Here is a 16,527-nt window from a genome sequence, read left to right on the forward strand (position 1 = left end):
GGAGTGGAAGGAGTGCGATAGCTTTCGCATTGCGTCCCGGAGGGAACTAGCGCGACCTAGTAATCGGTATTTACTAAATCTCCCAATCTTCTAATTTTAAATTATCAATTCTACTAAATTCTCTAGTATTGTGAGTAATTAAAGTTAAATTATTAGCTATAGCAATAGCAGCAATATGTAAATCATTATTTCCTATAGGAGTACCTTTAGCAGCCAATTTACTACGAATTTCACCATAAATTACAGCGCATTCATCATCAAACTTCAAAGAAACAAACCGATCTAAAAATTCCTGCTGCTTTTGCAGAGTTTTCGCAGGATTATGAGTTCTCATTGCACCATAAAATAATTCGGCTTTGACAATAGAACAAACTACTATATCTATATCGGATAAATCTTGAAGACGCTGAATAATCTTTTCTGATCTTTGATTAAGATATTGAATACAAACATTACTATCTAATAAATATTTCATCAGTTTGTATTCCTAACGATTAATCATTTCTTCTAAGCTATCATCTAAAGTATCATCAATACCTAAATTATCCAGAATAATTGGATCATCAGCACAACTTCCTGCTGTTTGATTAATAAATTCTTGCCAGTCTAAATTGTGTTTTTCTGTGTTTATCAAAATTGTTGGTTTATTGATCAAATTTTGACGAAATAAACGGATAATTTCCAATATTTCTGGTATGTATTCTTCTGGAGTTTGGGCAATTTCTAATAATAAATCGTTCCAGGGTGTAGTTGAGGATGTTGCTGTGATGAGTTGGTGATTATTAATCATAAAATACTAGATTTGATTATTTTTACATATTATCAGTATATCAGATCAGAATCAGCAAGTGTAAGAGGATGTTTGAAAAGTGGTATTCCGTAATTTTCATCACATTGCTACCCCCCTTTCCCCTTGTAAAGGGGGGAAACAATAAAAATCCAAAAAATATTTGATACATCAACCATAACTTTTCAAACACCCTCTAACTTACACAAATAACGATACTTTTGGGAAGTTGAGGGGATGCGATCTCAAGTTGACAGAGAAAGACTTAACACCACAGCTAATGCTTGAGAAATAAGCAGTTTGTTCTAACCACAAATTATGATCTTGTGCATAAAAATTACTGCTTTTAGTAACAGATTGATGGATCATAATCTTCTCCTGATTTGATTGATTTGTACAGGTAAGGTTTGCCATTAACTACTAAATTAACTTCCTGATCGAAATAGCATCACAATTGTTAATAATCCATATTAATTCATAATATCATTTTGAACTATCAGACAAGCACGGATTTTTGTGCTTCTGCTCCCATAATTGGATCAAAATTTACCTACACCTAACGGAGCGAATAAGAACGGGTTGCAGGTCTAAAGGTAGATTCGTTCCCTAATTAGGCTAGACTAGCAGCGCAACTCCTTCAATTCGGGGAAAACAATTACCTATTTACATTCATCCCACAATTAAAATTGAGAAATTCGTGTCAATTTTCTCTACTTGCGTTATCATGGCGATCGCAAGCCTAAAAACCTTGCAAACTGGATATCACCACCACTTTTCAGCCTAAATAGCGGTTAGTAGTAGTGATTACCGGACAAAACCGAATTCCCAAGCAACTTACTCTTGTTAGTTATGGTATAGTGGAAAAGTTGGAACTAGCTTTGCCAAACTATAATTGCTCTACGCGCAGGTAATAATTGCAACCGGAAAGCTGTTTTGATCAAGAATTTACACACAAAAATCTGAAATACACCGAGTTTATGATTCAGCAAGTAATTCACCCAATGGTGAAATTGCAGCGCAACGTGCAATCACTCGTAGAATCCAATATTATCAAACCCAATGATAGGATTTGGAAAATTGCCTTACTCTATGGCGATGAATGGCAACATTGGAAACAAGAATTGCTAGACTTTGGATTTAGCACTCAAGATCCAATTGGTGATTTATTAGCAGTAGAAAAGTGGGACGACGATTAAACATCTAAATTAGATCGGCTATATCTAACATAGCTTGATGTAAATACGCCTACCTCTACCTATAACAAGGATGGTGCTTAATCCTTGTTTTTATGGTAGGTGTAATTCCGCCGAGATTCTATTATAGATTTAGCACAATAGTGATCTGGGATTCAGTATCTTAACATAGCATTTTTATCAAGGTAGGTAAATTATGGTTCAAACCTTACCTAAAACCCAGTTAGTAACCTTTGAAGAGTTTATTAAATGGAAACCAGAAGGCGGATTTTATGAACTGCATGATGGGGAAATTATTCAGATGAATCCGCCATTAGGAAAACACGAAAGCAGAACCGGGTTTTTAACTATAGAATTAGCTATAGAGTGCCGCCGCTTAAATCTTCCCTATTTTATTCCCAAACAGGCATTAGTTAAACCGCAAACAAGGCAATCAGCCTATTGTCCAGATGTTTTGTTGATAAATCCCACAAATCTAGTCAATGAAGCCCTGTGGGAAAAAACAGCAACGGTAACTCAAGGTGATTCTGTACCATTAATCATCGAAGTAGTGAGTAGCAATTGGCGAGTTGATTACTATAGAAAATATAGTGATTATGAAGAAATGGGAATTAAAGAATACTGGATTGTTGATTATCAACCTTTTGGCGCTGGTAAATTCGTTGGTGAACCAAAACAACCTACCATATCAGTTTGTTCTCTAATTGGTGATGAGTATGAAATTAACCAATTTAGAGACAATGAGCCAATAATTTCCCAGATTTTTCCTGAATTGAACTTAACCGCTCACCAGATTTTGCTAACTGCTGACTGATCTTAATGCTTGAGCCAAATCCTTTGCAGTATGATAGCGATCGCGTGGTAAAGGTTCTGTCACACACTCAATTACCTGTCTTAATTGATCAGTGATTGTGGGAATGCCTTTAACCTCAAACCGAAAATTCCGTCCCCTTTGCCGATAAAATTTTAAAGGATTTTCCCCGGTTAATAAAAAAATTAACGTCGGACCAATAGCATATAAATCAGATTGGGTAAGAGGTTGTCCCCGTTCCTGTTCAGGAGCGCAAAAGCCTTCAGCACCGATTCTGGTACCTGGTTTTGTGCCAATTTCCTTAACAGCACCAAAATCCAACACCACAATACTATTATTACCACCACGCACCATTAAATTAGCCGGCTTAATATCCCTGTGAATTAGTGGTGTTTGTTGGTGATGAAGATAATCTAGAATATCACAAGTTTGTACCATCCAAGCGATCGCCTGTTTCGGAGTTACAGGCCCAGTTAAGCGAATTCGTTTGTCTAAATCTTGTCCATGAATTAACTCCATAGCCAAGTATTTTTTACCATCTTCCACAAAAAAGTCATAATATTTGGGAACTCCTGCATGATTAAGATACTTGAGAATACTAGCTTCTCGGATGAATAACTCTTGAGCCTTGGGAATTTTCACCATATCAGCATTCATCTGTTTGATTACCAGTAATTGTGGTACACCAGTAATTTCACCAACACTATCCCAAGCTAAATAGGTAGTACCCATGCCACCCTTGCCAATAGTGCGTAATACCTGATAATGACGAATAGTCTTTTGTACCAAAATTGGTTGACCACAGTGAACACAAAAGACATTCTGGGGATGATTCCCCTCATGAGTACAACCAGTGCTGGAGTATTCCGGGGTTATCTTCTGACTAATTTCCCCATCTCCTGACGGTGAAGGTTGGATAAGTAGAGAAGATAATTCCTGAATCTGTACCTTGAGTAGAGGACCACCTTGAGCTAATAGCAGTAAAGAATTATCAGGAATGATACATTTAGTCACCAAAGAGCCATTGAGGAAAGTGCCATTAGTCCCGTGACTAATTAATTCCCAATCATCTCCTCCGGCATTAGTAACTAATTTCAGTTCTAAATGATACCGAGAAACTAAATTTTCAGCCAAAATAACGTGATTATCTACCGCCCGACCGATGCGAACGACGGTAGAACCCTCAAAGCACCACTGTTTAAGCGGTGTTTGTGTGCTTTTTTCTAATAGGGTCAGAGTAATCACAATACAACCTAAAATTTAAGATCAAAAAACTAATTTTATAAGCAACTTTGTTGAGATGGGCGGACTTTTACCCGTACCAGTATAGCTGTAATATTATCATGACCGTTATGTTCATTGCCCAATTCAATTAAATTTTGAATACCCGTTTCTAAGTTACTAGCAGAACTTAATAAAGATTGAAGATGAGTTTGCCAATGAGTTTCTAGACAGTCATTATCTGATAAACCATCTGATACCAATACCAGAAGCATATCTTCATTGATCTCAAAGAACGTCACATCAGGATGGAGAGAATCTTCATTGCGTGGACCCAAAGCTTGGGTAAGTTGGTAAGCATCTGCACGTCCATAAGCGACACTCGGTTCTATCCCCCTAGCAATTTCTCGTTGACCAACTTCATGATCTACAGTTATTTGTTCTAGTCCTTGCTTGCGGGTCAGGCAATAAACACGACTATCTCCCACATGAGCAATTGCGGCCTGATTATCCTGAAGTAACAGCATGACCAAAGTAGTACCCATGCGACCAATACCGGAACGGGCTTCTTTTTGATTAAGCTCATAAATAGCTTGATTAGCTAAATAAACCGCATGACGGATACATTCCCTCCGAGGTAATTCTGTATTTACCCAGGTTTCTTGGAAGTATTTACGGATAGTCTTCACCGCTAATTCACTGGCTACTTCACCTCCAGCATGACCACCCATACCATCACAAAGAATATATAAACCCTGTGCTGTAATCGTGCTATTTCTTGGTAATTCTACCTTGTGAACCTGACTATCAACACAAAAATAGTCTTCATTGTGATTGCGTTGACGACCAACATCAGTAGATGCTGCATATTCCAAGCTACTTAGCTGCATGGATAGCACCACAGTTGGGGCATCATCAGTCCTGGTTTCCGTTTCATCACCTAGTTGCAAAATAGTTGAAGAAGCATTGAGTTTTTCCTGAGTAAATATTTCTGCTGTTTTTTCTAACTCCGATAGCGTTCGCGGAGCGTCCTGGAGGGAACTAGCTCTGCTACAAGCAGTTCGCAATTGTGTCAGAGTTTGAATATTCCCAGATTCTATATCCTCTAATATTTCTACCACACAGCCAAATTGAGTGCATTGGGATTCTCTAAACAAAGTTTGCCACATCTGACCCAAACTTTTAATAGTTAAGAGCTTCTCATCATCAGGATATAACTTTTGTAATACCAAAGCTTGGTCTTCATCTAACCGCAAATTCGATAACTCCAACAAACTTTGGCGACAATTCACAGCTTCGAGTAACTCCCAAAGTTGAGTCATCTGATCAAACCAATGTAAAATTTCCACCGGGCTGGTTGTGTCTTTTTGCCAAACATCAAGCAACATAGGATAATTGGATCTATCTGCCAACAAGACTATTTGCAGATGATCTTGCTGCCAAGCATCATGAATTTTGGGTATTCCTGGGTGCATCTTCATCTGCAATTCTAGATAAGCTGGCGCTAGATCCGGAATTGTCGTTGTATCGATCTTAGTTTCATGTTGAAGCATGGCCCCAATCAGTGATATTTCGTAAGGTTGGCAATCTAGAACCTTGACTTCTCTATAATCCCCAATCACTTGTGGAGATTCTAATAAGCGATAACGCTGCGGAGAATCTAAATAAGAATCTAAAACAAATTTGGAAAACGGACTAGAATCACCACTCTCGTCCGCTATATTTTCTAAATTTTGGGTGAATTCCGCAGTTTTTGCCATAACAGAAACTACCTGATCTACTGCGTGAGTAATGAGCGCGTACCAAACTGTGCTAGATTCTGCACCACATTTATAACAATACTGTGCATCTAAAGCTATATCGGCACTGCATTCAGAGCAGATTTTATGAGCTAAGGATGTACCACAGCTTTGACAAAACTTATTACTATCAGGGTTTTCAAATTTACACTGGGGGCAAATCAGCATAGTGGGAGTTCCTTGATTTTCCTGCTAAGGTGCTTTCAGTCTCTCTAGCCACGAACATTCCAACGGGACAGAATTAAATGACTAAAATTATGTAACTTGAGAATTAAGTGGTATTGTTAACACTCTTTTGTATACTGGTATTACAGTCCCTTAATCTATCTTTCCGGTGAATGATTTAATCTTGTGACTTCTAAGGAAGTGAGTTCTCGCCATTGTCCTGGTGATAAATCATCTAATTGAATATTACCAATACTTATTCTGATTAACCGCAAAGTCGGAAAACCCACAGCAGCCGTCATGCGACGGACTTGGCGATTTTTACCTTCAGTTAAGGTCATTTCTAACCAAGCTGTGGGAATATTTTTCCGAAATCTAATCGGTGGAATACGTTGGACTATGGATGGTTCTTCTAACAATAACCTAACTTGAGCAGGTCGAGTCCGGTAATCTTGAATTTCTACCCCACTTTGTAGCTTATAGATTGCATCAATATCAGGAATGCGTTCCACCTGCGCCCAATAGGTACGTTGATGACCAAAACGCGGATGTGCTAGACGATGCTGTAACTGTCCATCATTTGTTAACAACAGCAACCCCTCACTATCCCAATCTAAACGCCCCACAGCATAGACATCGGGAACATCTATATACTCTTTCAGAGTGATATGTTTGGGACTTTCTTGGGTAAATTGGCTCAAAACCCCATAGGGCTTGTGAAAAATAATATACCGATTATTCATAAAATAGGTAGGGGCAACCCCCTGTGGTTGCCCAAAGTCAGGAAGAAGAACAAAGAATTAATAAACATCAATTATGACAATTAGCAAAATCAGCCGCAGATCCTTTTTATTTCTGGGTGGGGCAACCTTAGCACAAGGATTAACCTTAACATTACCTAGTTATGCCCAAACTGTACAGGTAAACAAAAGTCAAATTAATGGTATTCCTTTTTATCAAACCATAGTTGACCTCAGAGATCCAAAAACCTTGATTACAATGGGTTTAGCCAAAAACGCCGCTTTTGCGAATACCATTCAAAAAACCAGTGGTGATGAAGAATTTAGTAAATTAGTGGCGCGTTATAAGGCTGCCGTAGTTGCTAACGGCACATTTTTTGCCAAAAATCCCCAAAAAACGGTTATGGGTAACATGGTAGCCGGGGGAAAATTTGTGAAATACAGTCGTTGGGAAAACTTTGGGACTACTTTGGGATTAGGAGTCGGTAATAAACCAGAAATGGTGACAGCCAGAATAGACGGTAAACCAGAATGGAATAAACATTGGTTTTCCCTAACTTGTGGACCAAGATTATTGCGACAAGGGGAAATCCGGTTAAACCCCAGGATTGAAGGTTTTAAAGATCCTGCTGTTTTAGGTAATAGCGCCCGAACAGCAATTGGTTTTACCCAGGACGGCACAAAGCTGATTTTAGCAAATTTTGAAATTAACCTCACTTTACAACAAGAAGCGGAGGCAATGAAAGCGATTGGTTGTTATGAAGCTATGAATTTAGATGGTGGAGCATCTAGAGCCTTAGCCAACAAGACTAATATTATAGTTCCTGCCGGTAGACCTTTGACTAATGTAATTGTCATTTATGATGTCACCAATCCTGCCCCAACTGCCTTGCAACAGGCATGGCTGAAGTTTCAACAAGGGGAACGTCCTGCTTCGTAAATAATTGACAATTACCAAGCCCCTTATTACGGAGTAAGGGGTATCATTTTTAATTTTTAATTCTTAATTTTTAATTCCCGACAGGGTTTGACGGCAAATACGACTATAAAGTTACGGTTCACCCCAATTCCTCAAAGTATTAATTACCATACATTAGTCAATGTGAAAGCACATAAATCCATGAACCCACTAGACATAATTTATAAAATTCACCGTTCCCCTAACGGTTCGGTAAACCACCCTTCATGGAATGGCTACCACTGAGTTTATATGATATTAGCTTAGTTTGGGGTTTAATTCCCAGCGAGGCCTAACCAAACTGATTGTTATTGGCAGTTAGTTAATGCAATTTTATATTCTCTCTGATTCATTTAGTAATTTTATACGGAGCAAACACCCAAAATGGCAAAGGTAGTTGGAATTGATTTAGGTACGACAAACTCCTGCGTGGCAGTAATGGAAGGTGGTAAACCCACCGTTATCGCTAATGCAGAAGGTTTTCGGACGACACCCTCAGTAGTTGCGTTTGCCAAAAATGGCGACAATTTAGTTGGTCAAATCGCTAAACGCCAAGCGGTAATGAACCCCGAAAATACTTTTTATTCTGTAAAACGCTTTATCGGTCGTCGTTTTGAAGAGATTACCAATGAAGCTACAGAAGTTTCTTATAAAGTTCTCAGTAGCGGCGGTAACGTTAAAGTAGATTCTCCCGGTGCTGGTAAACAATTTGCACCTGAAGAAATTTCTGCGAAGGTTCTTCGCAAATTAGTAGAAGATGCTAGTAAATACCTGGGTGAAACCGTTACCCAAGCTGTAATTACCGTTCCTGCTTACTTCAACGACTCCCAACGTCAAGCCACAAAAGACGCGGGAAAAATCGCTGGTATTGACGTTCTCCGCATTATCAACGAACCTACTGCTGCTTCCTTAGCTTATGGTTTTGATAAAAAGAGCAATGAAACTATCCTCGTATTTGACTTGGGTGGTGGTACTTTCGACGTATCTGTTCTGGAAGTAGGTGATGGTGTATTTGAAGTATTATCAACATCTGGGGATACTCACCTGGGTGGTGACGACTTTGATAAAAAAATCGTTGATTTCTTAGCAGAAAAGTTCAAAAAAGACGAAGGGATTGACCTGCGTAAAGACAAACAAGCTTTACAACGTCTGACTGAAGCCGCTGAAAAAGCCAAAATTGAACTTTCTAGCGTTAGCCAGGCAGAAATTAACCTGCCATTTATTACCGCTACCCAAGAAGGTCCCAAGCATTTAGATACAACTTTAACTCGCGCTAAGTTTGAAGAACTTTGTTCTGATTTAATTGACCGTTGCCGCATTCCTGTGGAAGATGCGCTCAAAGGTGCGAAGTTAAATAAGACCAATATTGACGAAGTTGTTCTCGTTGGTGGTTCTACCCGGATTCCCGCTGTTCAAGATGTGGTTAAACGGGTGTTAGGTAAAGAACCTAACCAAACTGTTAACCCTGATGAAGTGGTAGCTGTTGGTGCTGCTATTCAAGCGGGTGTTTTGGCTGGTGATGTTACAGGTATCTTGTTGTTAGACGTAACACCATTATCCTTGGGTGTGGAAACCTTGGGTGGGGTAATGACTAAGATTATTCCTCGCAACACTACAATTCCTACCAAAAAATCAGAAGTGTTCTCTACTGCGGTGGACGGACAAGGTAATGTGGAAATTCACGTTCTCCAAGGTGAGAGAGAATTTGCCAATGATAATAAGAGTTTAGGAACTTTCCGTTTGGATGGTATTCCTCCTGCTCCCCGTGGTGTTCCCCAAATTGAAGTGACTTTTGATATTGACGCTAACGGTATTCTCAACGTTGCGGCTAAGGATAAGGGAACTGGTAAGGAACAATCTATTAGTATTACTGGTGCTTCTACTCTCGATAAGAATGATGTAGAACGCATGGTCAGAGAAGCTGAACAAAATGCTTCTTCTGATAAGGAACGTCGTGAAAAAATTGAACGCAAAAACCAAGCTGATTCTTTAGCTTATCAAGCTGAAAAGCAGTTGGAAGAGTTGGGTGATAAAGTCCCCGCTGCTGATAAGACTAAGGTTGAAGGTTTGGTCAAGGAAGTAAAAGAAGCAGTTGCGAAAGAAGATGATGCTCAAATCCAGAAGTTAATGCCAGAACTGCAACAAGCTCTGTTTGCTATTGGTAGCAATATCTATCAACAAGCTGGTGATGCTGCTGGCGCTGCTGGTGCTGAACCTCATGCTGGTGGTTCTACTCCTCCTTCTGGCAGTGGTGATGATGTCATTGATGCTGATTTCACTGAAAGCAAGTAGTTTCACAAAGGGCGGGGAATTCCTGCCCTTATTTGATTAATACCCACCTAGCGCAATGACTGGATGGGTATTTTTTATGGTAGTTAAATTATTTATGGCGAGACAGTTCTTCCTTATCAATTTCATGATAACAAATTTAAAAGCAAATGTCAACCCTCTTGATCTCCATTTTTAGAGATTTTTCCACTCTTCTAAACTCGATTTAGCTTGATGAATTACAATAGCGTTTTCCCTCCCCTACTCCCCCTGCCCCTCTTCTCCCCCTGCTTGCCTTTACCCGTCATTTTTAGATTGACAGACTACTAGTGGTCCGGCTCGAAAAAATACAACTCGGTTTTTTGATATTAGTATACGGAAAATAGTTGTCAAATACTTGGCAAATAAAAAATCATCTGCTATATTAAACTCATACCCAAAAACCTAATCCCCTAATCCCCTGTCCCTACGGGGATGTAGAGACGTTCCTCGGAGCGTCTCTACTCTTTTGTGTTGATATTGCAGTAGAAATTGAAGAGAAAGGAAAAGATTCTTTCCTATATCTTCAGTTAGTTCCTAGCTAATCAGCATTAAGAATTTTGGGAACTCGGAAAAAATCACCTTCCTGTTGAGGCGCACTGCTGAGGATTGCTTCTCTGTCAGGACAGGGTTGAAGAATATCTTCTCTGGTAATATTGCTAACATCAATAGCTCTGGTTGTCGGTATGACATTGGTGACATCCAGTTGATTGAGTTGTTCTATATAATCCAGAATACTACCCAATTGAGTAGTAAATTGTGCTTCTTCATCTGCTGTTAATTCTAAACGAGCGAGATTAGCAACTTTACGAACTTGTTCACTATCAATCATAATTTGTCAGTTGTCAGTTGTCAGTTGTCAGTAGGGGCGAAGCATTTGGAAGATAAATTATCGGTCATTGCCAAAAATAGTTCTCCAAATGCTTGTTAGTTGTCAGTTGTCCGTTGTTAGGTAAAATTGTATAACCGACTACTAAGTTAAAAGAATATGTCAATTTGCGATCGCCCGGTGGTTTTGATCCAGTTTTGAGCTTCAATATAGTTATTGGGAGCCATGCGAATTGCTCTAATCCAATAATCGGATGCTTGATCAAACAATGCCTCTCCACCGTCATGATCTCCGGCTTCCTTAGCCCTTTCACCTTGAAAATGATAAATCACCGCAATATTATTCAAGGCTTGGGGTAATTGTGGATTTAACTCAATGGCCTGATGATAATACTCTAAAGCCTTATCATGATCGCCGTTACTGGCATAAATCAAGCCTGTATTATAGAGAATATAACTCCGATCATTGGAGTCTTCTTCCATTTCTAAGGCTTCCTTATAGTAGTCTAGAGCTTCAGCGTATTCGCCTTCTGCCTGTGCGGACATCCCATCTCGGTAATAAACAAAAGCTTCTTTAGCTTTTCGGTTGGTTGGCAATATCTTGAGGATGATATCTGCCATTACGGTAAAGGACTTGTCAACAAAGTTATCGTTTTTCTGTGTTCTTGGCATATTTGTCTCTATGGTTTCTTCATTGCAGCATACCGCTAATTTAACTAATTTTTGGGGGTTTGAGTTATTGCAAATTAATATGAAGCTGCATGAAGTAGTATCTCAAGAATTATTTACCGCAGATAAACGCAGATAAACGCAGATGAATTAATGGATTTTATGATTCGTTTTAAATCATTCGACTACATAATATTAATCGGATCTACATCAATTGTTAAACTGACAGAAGCAGGAGAAAGCGATAGCGAAGCGCTGCTGCAAGCAGTTCGCACTTCTGGCCAATCTGGTAAATTTGGTAAAGCGTCAGGATCAAACTTGAGTAATATTTGCCAACGATAACGGTTAGCTACTCGTAAAATACTAGCTGGTGCAGGTCCCAATATCTCAAATCCTTCTTTATTGTTCAAAAATGTAGCAATGATTTGGGCTGTGTTTTGGACTTGAATGGGATCTAAACTACTTAATCGCAATAAAATTAATCTCCCATAGGGAGGATAATTCAGAGTTTGTCTTTGTGCTAACTCTGCATCAGCAAAAGATTGATAATCATGTTTTTGCACTGCTTCAATAATCGGATGTTCTGGAGTATAGGTTTGGACAATTACCCTCCCTGGATCATCCCCTCTTCCCGCCCTTCCCGCAACTTGGGTCAAAGTTTGAAATGTGCGTTCATTGGCGCGATAATCAGATAAGTGCAATAATCCATCCGCAGCGACTACACCCACAAGGGTAACTTGGGGTAAATCTAACCCTTTTGTCAGCATTTGTGTCCCTACTAATAAATGGGCTTCACCATTAGCAAACTGGGTAAGAAGTTTCCGGTGTGAACCTTTAGTGGTGGTGGTATCACTATCAAAGCGAATTATTTTCAAATTGGGAAATTGCTTAGTTAATTCCTGCGCTACCCGTTGAGTACCGCTTCCAAAAAACTTTAAATAAGGGGAACTACATTCAGGACAATGGGGAGGATGTAAACGCCCATAATTACAATAATGACAGCGTAATAATTCCGGCGCTCCCTCTTCCACATGATGATAAGCTAGGGATACGTCACAATGGGGACATTCCAACACATAACCACAACTGCGACAAGAAACAAAGGTACTATGTCCGCGCCGATGAATAAATAATATTCCCTGTTGTTGTCTTTCTGCTAATTGTTGCAGCGCATTTTGCAGCTTTCTACTAAAAATAGACCGATTTCCCTCTTTCAACTCTTGACGCATATCCACGATTTCCACAGGTGGTAATGGGCGCGAGTTAATGCGTTCTGGTAATGATAAATATAGTTGATTTCCACTTACCCAACTTTCTAAAGAGGGAGTCGCAGAACCTAAAATTAGGGGACAATGTTCTAATTCGGCTCGCCATTGAGCGATGGTGCGGGCGTGGTAAGTGGGAATAGGAGAATCTTGTTTAAAGCTGCTATCGTGTTCTTCGTCCAGGATAATTAAGCCTAGATTGGGTAAAGGGGCGAAAATGGCGCTGCGAGTCCCGATAATGATTTGCGGTTCTCCTGTGAGCATTTGTCGCCAGGTGTCGTAACGTTCACCGTCAGAAAGGGCGCTGTGATAAACGTGGACTTTGTGACCAAATCTAGCGCGGAATCTATCTGTAAGTTGAGGTGTGAGTCCGATTTCGGGAACTAAAACAAGGGCCGATTTTCCTTGTGCGAGTAATGGTGATATGGCTTGTAAGTATACTTCTGTTTTTCCTGAACCTGTCACCCCATGTAGCAATACTTGAGCAAATCCGGTTAAGGAATTAATCGTTTCTAAGGCGTTATTTTGGGCTGGTGTTAAGGATTTTGCCCAATCTGCGGCTACTGTGGGGCCTTGTTCTCTGCGTAATATTTCCCTGTCTTCAATGACTATATAGCCTTTATCTACTAAGGCTTTTAGGGTGGAAGTGCTGGTACTGCAAAGTTGTAATAATTCACTTTGCCATATTTCTCCCCCTCGTCGTCGCAAAACTTCCACAATTTCTTTTTGACGGGCTGTTAAATCGTCATGATTATTATCTAGAAGTGTGACAGCTTTTTGTAATTTAGGTTTGGTAAGTTGTGGCGGTTCTAAATAATTTTCGGCTAAACCTAAGCGGATTAATTCCCGAATTCCGCGATATGCGGCTTTAACTTTTTGTTGGATGTAGTGATAACTATAGTCTGCTGTTGGGGTTTTTTCTAAAAGTGTAATTACTTGCTGGGCTATAGGACTAATATAAATAGCCAGATTTTTTTTACCCAGAGAAGTCAACCGTAAACGACGTTGTGATCTTCCTAATAATCCCGGTGGTAAAGCGACGCGAATAACTTGAATTAGCGGTGTATAGTAATAAGCCGCAACTCGGTTGAGTAATGTCCAATAACCAGCAGGGAAAAACCCTTCACTAACTACATCTTCTACTTCTCGAATTTTTTCTAAGGGAATATCTAGATTCGGTTGAGTTAATAAGCGAATAGCGATCGCCCCTACCTGTGTCGCACCAAAGGGAACGCTTAAAATATCTCCTGGTTTGATTGCTAACTGTGCTGGGATTTTATAGGTAAATAAATCTGAACATCCTGGACAGTCTACAAGCACTTCCACCCATTCAGGTAATTTTGCTGGAGATTGATATGATCCTCCCGGTTCAGCTACAGCGATAACAGATGATTTTGCACCAATACTATACATAAATTTTCGATTTATAAACAAATATTGTATTCACCGACAAGGTTTAATTCTATCCTTTGGTTTTACTTTGTGTAAATAGTATTTTACAATACTTCAATTACCCATAATCCTTGATAATCTCTAATTTATGTAATCTACTAGTACACAACGGCGTAAGTCAATCAACCATTAAAAATTTGACAAAAGCTTGTGTAATCTGCTTTTTTAATTTTTAATTTTTAATTTTTTAGCTTCTACAATTTAGGCAATAAATAATTGAAGATTGAAAGTTTAAATTTGAGCAAGTAGCTTACACAGTCTTGATCAGATTTTTTAATGCTTTGTTGACTTACCGACTGGGATACTCAAGCTGCAAAACCTATCTTGAGAAATATGCCGAAGTAATGAGTAATCATGAGTAAGTAGGTAATTAAGTGATTAAACTTCCAGATTTTTATGTGATTTGTAACATCTTGATTAACTAGTAAATTATGTTATTAATCAATCATGAGATTGAGCTACGAAATAAGGCATAGAGTTTTTCAACCTATTGATAGATATTAAATATTTTTTGAATATGAGATGCTTTTAAACGATAAATATTATCCGGATTAGAAGTTACCATTTTTGTAATTTGGATCATTTAGTAAATTTTCGGAGAGATAAATAACTCTAGTACCAAAATGGCGATTTATTCAATTACTCTGATGATTTCAGCCGGACAAACCTGAAAACTTTGCAAAAAATACACGAAAATTTAATATATATCATTTTTCGGTGATTTATCACCTTTACACGGAAGCTATGTACAAACTACAGGCAACAAGCAACTGATTTTTCCCCAGATCATTTAAGATAGATAGATAGGCTTCTTTCTCTATGTTTTTGATATTTGCTAAAGTCAGTCTTAGGGGGTTTGATCTATTTAGTAATCAAGAAAAGCATAGAGAATATGTCTATTGGGTTTCTGAAAAAAATAGTTTTTTGTGAGTGCTAAAGTCGTTAATGATTATAGGTCGTATCTAGCCAGAACTAAAAATAATGGACAAATACTGATTTCCATTCCAGACGAGGAATGATTAAAAAGAGAAGATTTTGCTAGAGAAGAAGGGTGTATTTGTCCTCAAGGGAAAACTACCAAGCCTGAAAGAGGCTGTTGTCATGAAATTATGTACCAAACAAAGCAACCATCTCTAACGGAAACTATGAATCTTGCTGAATTGGGAACAATGGAAATACTAGAGAATATTACTGATCATGAAGAACCATCAATTGAGAGTTTAGATCAAGTAGTATATGAAGATGCTACAATTGTCGAAAACTTGGCATCAGAAGAGCGCAATGGCGATGACATGGCCGCAGCCCGTCCTTCGGGATATAATAAAACCGAAAATGATGATGCTGTTGGCGCATTTTTTAAGGAAATGGCGCGTTATCCCCTACTCAAACCTGATGAAGAAGTGGAATTAGCGCGACGGGTGAGATTTTTAGAAGAAGTCAAAGAATTGCAAGCAGCTTTGGAATTAGAACTAGGAGCGCAGCCTAGTAAGGTGCAGGTGGCTTCGCAATTAGAGATAACAGAAAAACAACTGGAAAGCCGCTTGTATCAAGGTAGAGTGGCCAAGCGAAAAATGATTCGCTCCAATCTCCGGTTAGTCGTATCTATTGCTAAACGATATTTAAATCGTGGTGTCCCTTTTCTCGATTTAATTCAAGAAGGAGCAATGGGTTTAAACCGCGCTTCTGAAAAATTTGATCCTGATAAAGGATATAAGTTTTCTACTTATGCTTATTGGTGGATTAGACAAGCAATTACTAGAGCGATCGCTAATGATGCCCGAACTATTCGCTTACCAATCCATATTGTTGAGAAACTTAATAAACTAAAAAAAGCCCAACGGGAACTCAAACAAAAACTCGCTCGGAATCCCACAGAGGCCGAAATGGCCGAAGCTTTGGAAATTACAGTTCACCAACTGCGTCAACTTCAACAACTGCGTCGTCAAGCCCTGTCCCTTAACCACCGTGTCGGTAAAGAAGAAGACACAGAATTAATGGATTTGCTAGAAGATGAAGACAACCAGTCTCCCGAAGCCAAAATGAACGAAAACATGATGCGTCAGGAGATTTGGGAAGTTCTCGGAGACGTACTTACCCCACGAGAGAAAGATGTCATTTCCCTGCGCTATGGACTCACTAGCAGTGAACCCTGCACCCTAGAAGAGGTGGGGAATATGTTTAACCTTTCCCGCGAACGAGTCCGTCAAATCCAAAGTAAAGCCATGCGGAAATTACGCCGTCCCCACATAGCCAAGCGGTTAAAAGGTTGGTTGGTATAAGTCATTAGTCAGTTGTTAGTTGTCAGTTGTCAGTTGTTAGTAGGGGCGAAGCA

15 protein-coding genes are annotated in these 16,527 nt (G+C 39.2%); 6 read left to right on the forward strand and 9 right to left on the reverse strand.

Features of this window, described 5'->3' with window-relative positions:
• Positions 1 to 73: 73 nt before the first annotated feature.
• The 3 genes from AN490_RS16995 to AN490_RS17005 form a co-directional block, all read right to left on the reverse strand.
• On the reverse strand, positions 74 to 475 hold the full coding sequence (locus tag AN490_RS16995; protein ID WP_300005744.1) for a type II toxin-antitoxin system VapC family toxin: 402 nt from the start codon (positions 473 to 475) through the stop codon (positions 74 to 76).
• 12 nt (positions 476 to 487) lie between these two features.
• Positions 488 to 790 (reverse strand): hypothetical protein, encoded by a 303-nt coding sequence (locus AN490_RS17000; protein WP_300005748.1) that lies wholly within the window; start codon positions 788 to 790, stop codon positions 488 to 490.
• Between the two features lie 198 nt (positions 791 to 988).
• Entirely contained in the window at positions 989 to 1,156 is a 168-nt protein-coding gene (locus AN490_RS17005; RefSeq protein ID WP_300005751.1) for a hypothetical protein, read from the reverse strand.
• A gap of 608 nt (positions 1,157 to 1,764) precedes the next feature.
• Between AN490_RS17005 and AN490_RS17010 the strand changes: the two genes are divergently transcribed.
• Positions 1,765 to 1,983, forward strand: coding sequence for a DUF4327 family protein (locus tag AN490_RS17010; RefSeq protein WP_015083416.1), 219 nt, complete (start codon positions 1,765 to 1,767; stop codon positions 1,981 to 1,983).
• A gap of 193 nt (positions 1,984 to 2,176) precedes the next feature.
• Positions 2,177 to 2,794 carry a Uma2 family endonuclease gene (locus tag AN490_RS17015; RefSeq protein ID WP_300005756.1) on the forward strand — a complete coding sequence of 206 codons (618 nt, stop codon included), beginning with the start codon at positions 2,177 to 2,179 and terminating at the stop codon, positions 2,792 to 2,794.
• On the opposite strand, the gene AN490_RS17020 is transcribed toward AN490_RS17015, so the two are convergent.
• The 3 genes from AN490_RS17020 to AN490_RS17030 form a co-directional block, all read right to left on the reverse strand.
• Complete coding sequence (locus tag AN490_RS17020; RefSeq protein ID WP_300005759.1) at positions 2,780 to 4,036, reverse strand: FHA domain-containing serine/threonine-protein kinase; 1,257 nt, start codon at positions 4,034 to 4,036, stop codon at positions 2,780 to 2,782. The genes AN490_RS17015 and AN490_RS17020 overlap by 15 nt on opposite strands.
• Positions 4,037 to 4,071: 35 nt before the next feature.
• Positions 4,072 to 5,979 (reverse strand): serine/threonine phosphatase, encoded by a 1,908-nt coding sequence (locus AN490_RS17025; protein ID WP_300005762.1) that lies wholly within the window; start codon positions 5,977 to 5,979, stop codon positions 4,072 to 4,074.
• Positions 5,980 to 6,134: 155 nt separating this feature from the next.
• A complete protein-coding gene (locus tag AN490_RS17030) occupies positions 6,135 to 6,719 on the reverse strand; it encodes an rRNA large subunit pseudouridine synthase E (RefSeq protein ID WP_300005765.1) in 585 nt (194 codons plus the stop codon).
• Positions 6,720 to 6,792: 73 nt separating this feature from the next.
• Here AN490_RS17030 and AN490_RS17035 point away from each other — a divergent pair, with 73 nt between their 5' ends.
• Both AN490_RS17035 and dnaK read left to right on the forward strand, forming a co-directional pair.
• Positions 6,793 to 7,656 (forward strand): phosphodiester glycosidase family protein, encoded by an 864-nt coding sequence (locus AN490_RS17035; protein ID WP_300005768.1) that lies wholly within the window; start codon positions 6,793 to 6,795, stop codon positions 7,654 to 7,656.
• A gap of 402 nt (positions 7,657 to 8,058) precedes the next feature.
• Positions 8,059 to 9,966: a molecular chaperone DnaK gene (gene dnaK / locus AN490_RS17040; RefSeq protein WP_015083411.1), complete on the forward strand. Its 1,908-nt coding sequence runs from the start codon at positions 8,059 to 8,061 to the stop codon at positions 9,964 to 9,966.
• 556 nt (positions 9,967 to 10,522) lie between these two features.
• On the opposite strand, the gene gatC is transcribed toward dnaK, so the two are convergent.
• Both gatC and AN490_RS17050 read right to left on the reverse strand, forming a co-directional pair.
• Positions 10,523 to 10,813, reverse strand: a complete 291-nt coding sequence (gene gatC / locus AN490_RS17045; protein WP_015083410.1) for an Asp-tRNA(Asn)/Glu-tRNA(Gln) amidotransferase subunit GatC — start codon at positions 10,811 to 10,813, stop codon at positions 10,523 to 10,525.
• Positions 10,814 to 10,959: 146 nt separating this feature from the next.
• Positions 10,960 to 11,481, reverse strand: a complete 522-nt coding sequence (locus AN490_RS17050; protein WP_300005776.1) for a photosystem I assembly protein Ycf3 — start codon at positions 11,479 to 11,481, stop codon at positions 10,960 to 10,962.
• Between the two features lie 10 nt (positions 11,482 to 11,491).
• Here AN490_RS17050 and AN490_RS17055 point away from each other — a divergent pair, with 10 nt between their 5' ends.
• Positions 11,492 to 11,617 carry a hypothetical protein gene (locus AN490_RS17055; RefSeq protein ID WP_256380214.1) on the forward strand — a complete coding sequence of 42 codons (126 nt, stop codon included), beginning with the start codon at positions 11,492 to 11,494 and terminating at the stop codon, positions 11,615 to 11,617.
• A gap of 46 nt (positions 11,618 to 11,663) precedes the next feature.
• Here AN490_RS17055 and priA read toward each other — a convergent pair whose 3' ends face one another.
• Positions 11,664 to 14,156, reverse strand: coding sequence for a primosomal protein N' (gene priA, locus AN490_RS17060; protein WP_300005781.1), 2,493 nt, complete (start codon positions 14,154 to 14,156; stop codon positions 11,664 to 11,666).
• Positions 14,157 to 15,304: 1,148 nt separating this feature from the next.
• Here priA and AN490_RS17065 point away from each other — a divergent pair.
• Positions 15,305 to 16,474, forward strand: coding sequence for an RpoD/SigA family RNA polymerase sigma factor (locus tag AN490_RS17065; protein WP_148764522.1), 1,170 nt, complete (start codon positions 15,305 to 15,307; stop codon positions 16,472 to 16,474).
• The last annotated feature ends 53 nt before the right edge of the window (positions 16,475 to 16,527 follow it).

Source organism: Anabaena sp. AL09 (assembly GCF_001672255.1).
Taxonomy (GTDB): domain Bacteria; phylum Cyanobacteriota; class Cyanobacteriia; order Cyanobacteriales; family Nostocaceae; genus Dolichospermum; species Dolichospermum lemmermannii.

Bases quoted from the DNA above. Each gene is read 5' to 3' on its own strand.
- AN490_RS17065 (WP_148764522.1), top strand. From the start codon at position 15,305: ATGTACCAAACAAAGCAACCATCTCTAACGGAAACTATGAATCTTGCT.
- AN490_RS17015 (WP_300005756.1), top strand. From the start codon at position 2,177: ATGGTTCAAACCTTACCTAAAACCCAGTTAGTAACCTTTGAAGAGTTT.
- AN490_RS17025 (WP_300005762.1), bottom strand. From the start codon at position 5,979: ATGCTGATTTGCCCCCAGTGTAAATTTGAAAACCCTGATAGTAATAAG.
- AN490_RS16995 (WP_300005744.1), bottom strand. From the start codon at position 475: ATGAAATATTTATTAGATAGTAATGTTTGTATTCAATATCTTAATCAA.
- AN490_RS17050 (WP_300005776.1), bottom strand. From the start codon at position 11,481: ATGCCAAGAACACAGAAAAACGATAACTTTGTTGACAAGTCCTTTACC.
- AN490_RS17010 (WP_015083416.1), top strand. From the start codon at position 1,765: ATGATTCAGCAAGTAATTCACCCAATGGTGAAATTGCAGCGCAACGTG.
- AN490_RS17030 (WP_300005765.1), bottom strand. From the start codon at position 6,719: ATGAATAATCGGTATATTATTTTTCACAAGCCCTATGGGGTTTTGAGC.
- gatC (WP_015083410.1), bottom strand. From the start codon at position 10,813: ATGATTGATAGTGAACAAGTTCGTAAAGTTGCTAATCTCGCTCGTTTA.
- AN490_RS17005 (WP_300005751.1), bottom strand. From the start codon at position 1,156: ATGATCCATCAATCTGTTACTAAAAGCAGTAATTTTTATGCACAAGAT.
- AN490_RS17055 (WP_256380214.1), top strand. From the start codon at position 11,492: ATGGTTTCTTCATTGCAGCATACCGCTAATTTAACTAATTTTTGGGGG.
- dnaK (WP_015083411.1), top strand. From the start codon at position 8,059: ATGGCAAAGGTAGTTGGAATTGATTTAGGTACGACAAACTCCTGCGTG.
- priA (WP_300005781.1), bottom strand. From the start codon at position 14,156: ATGTATAGTATTGGTGCAAAATCATCTGTTATCGCTGTAGCTGAACCG.
- AN490_RS17000 (WP_300005748.1), bottom strand. From the start codon at position 790: ATGATTAATAATCACCAACTCATCACAGCAACATCCTCAACTACACCC.
- AN490_RS17035 (WP_300005768.1), top strand. From the start codon at position 6,793: ATGACAATTAGCAAAATCAGCCGCAGATCCTTTTTATTTCTGGGTGGG.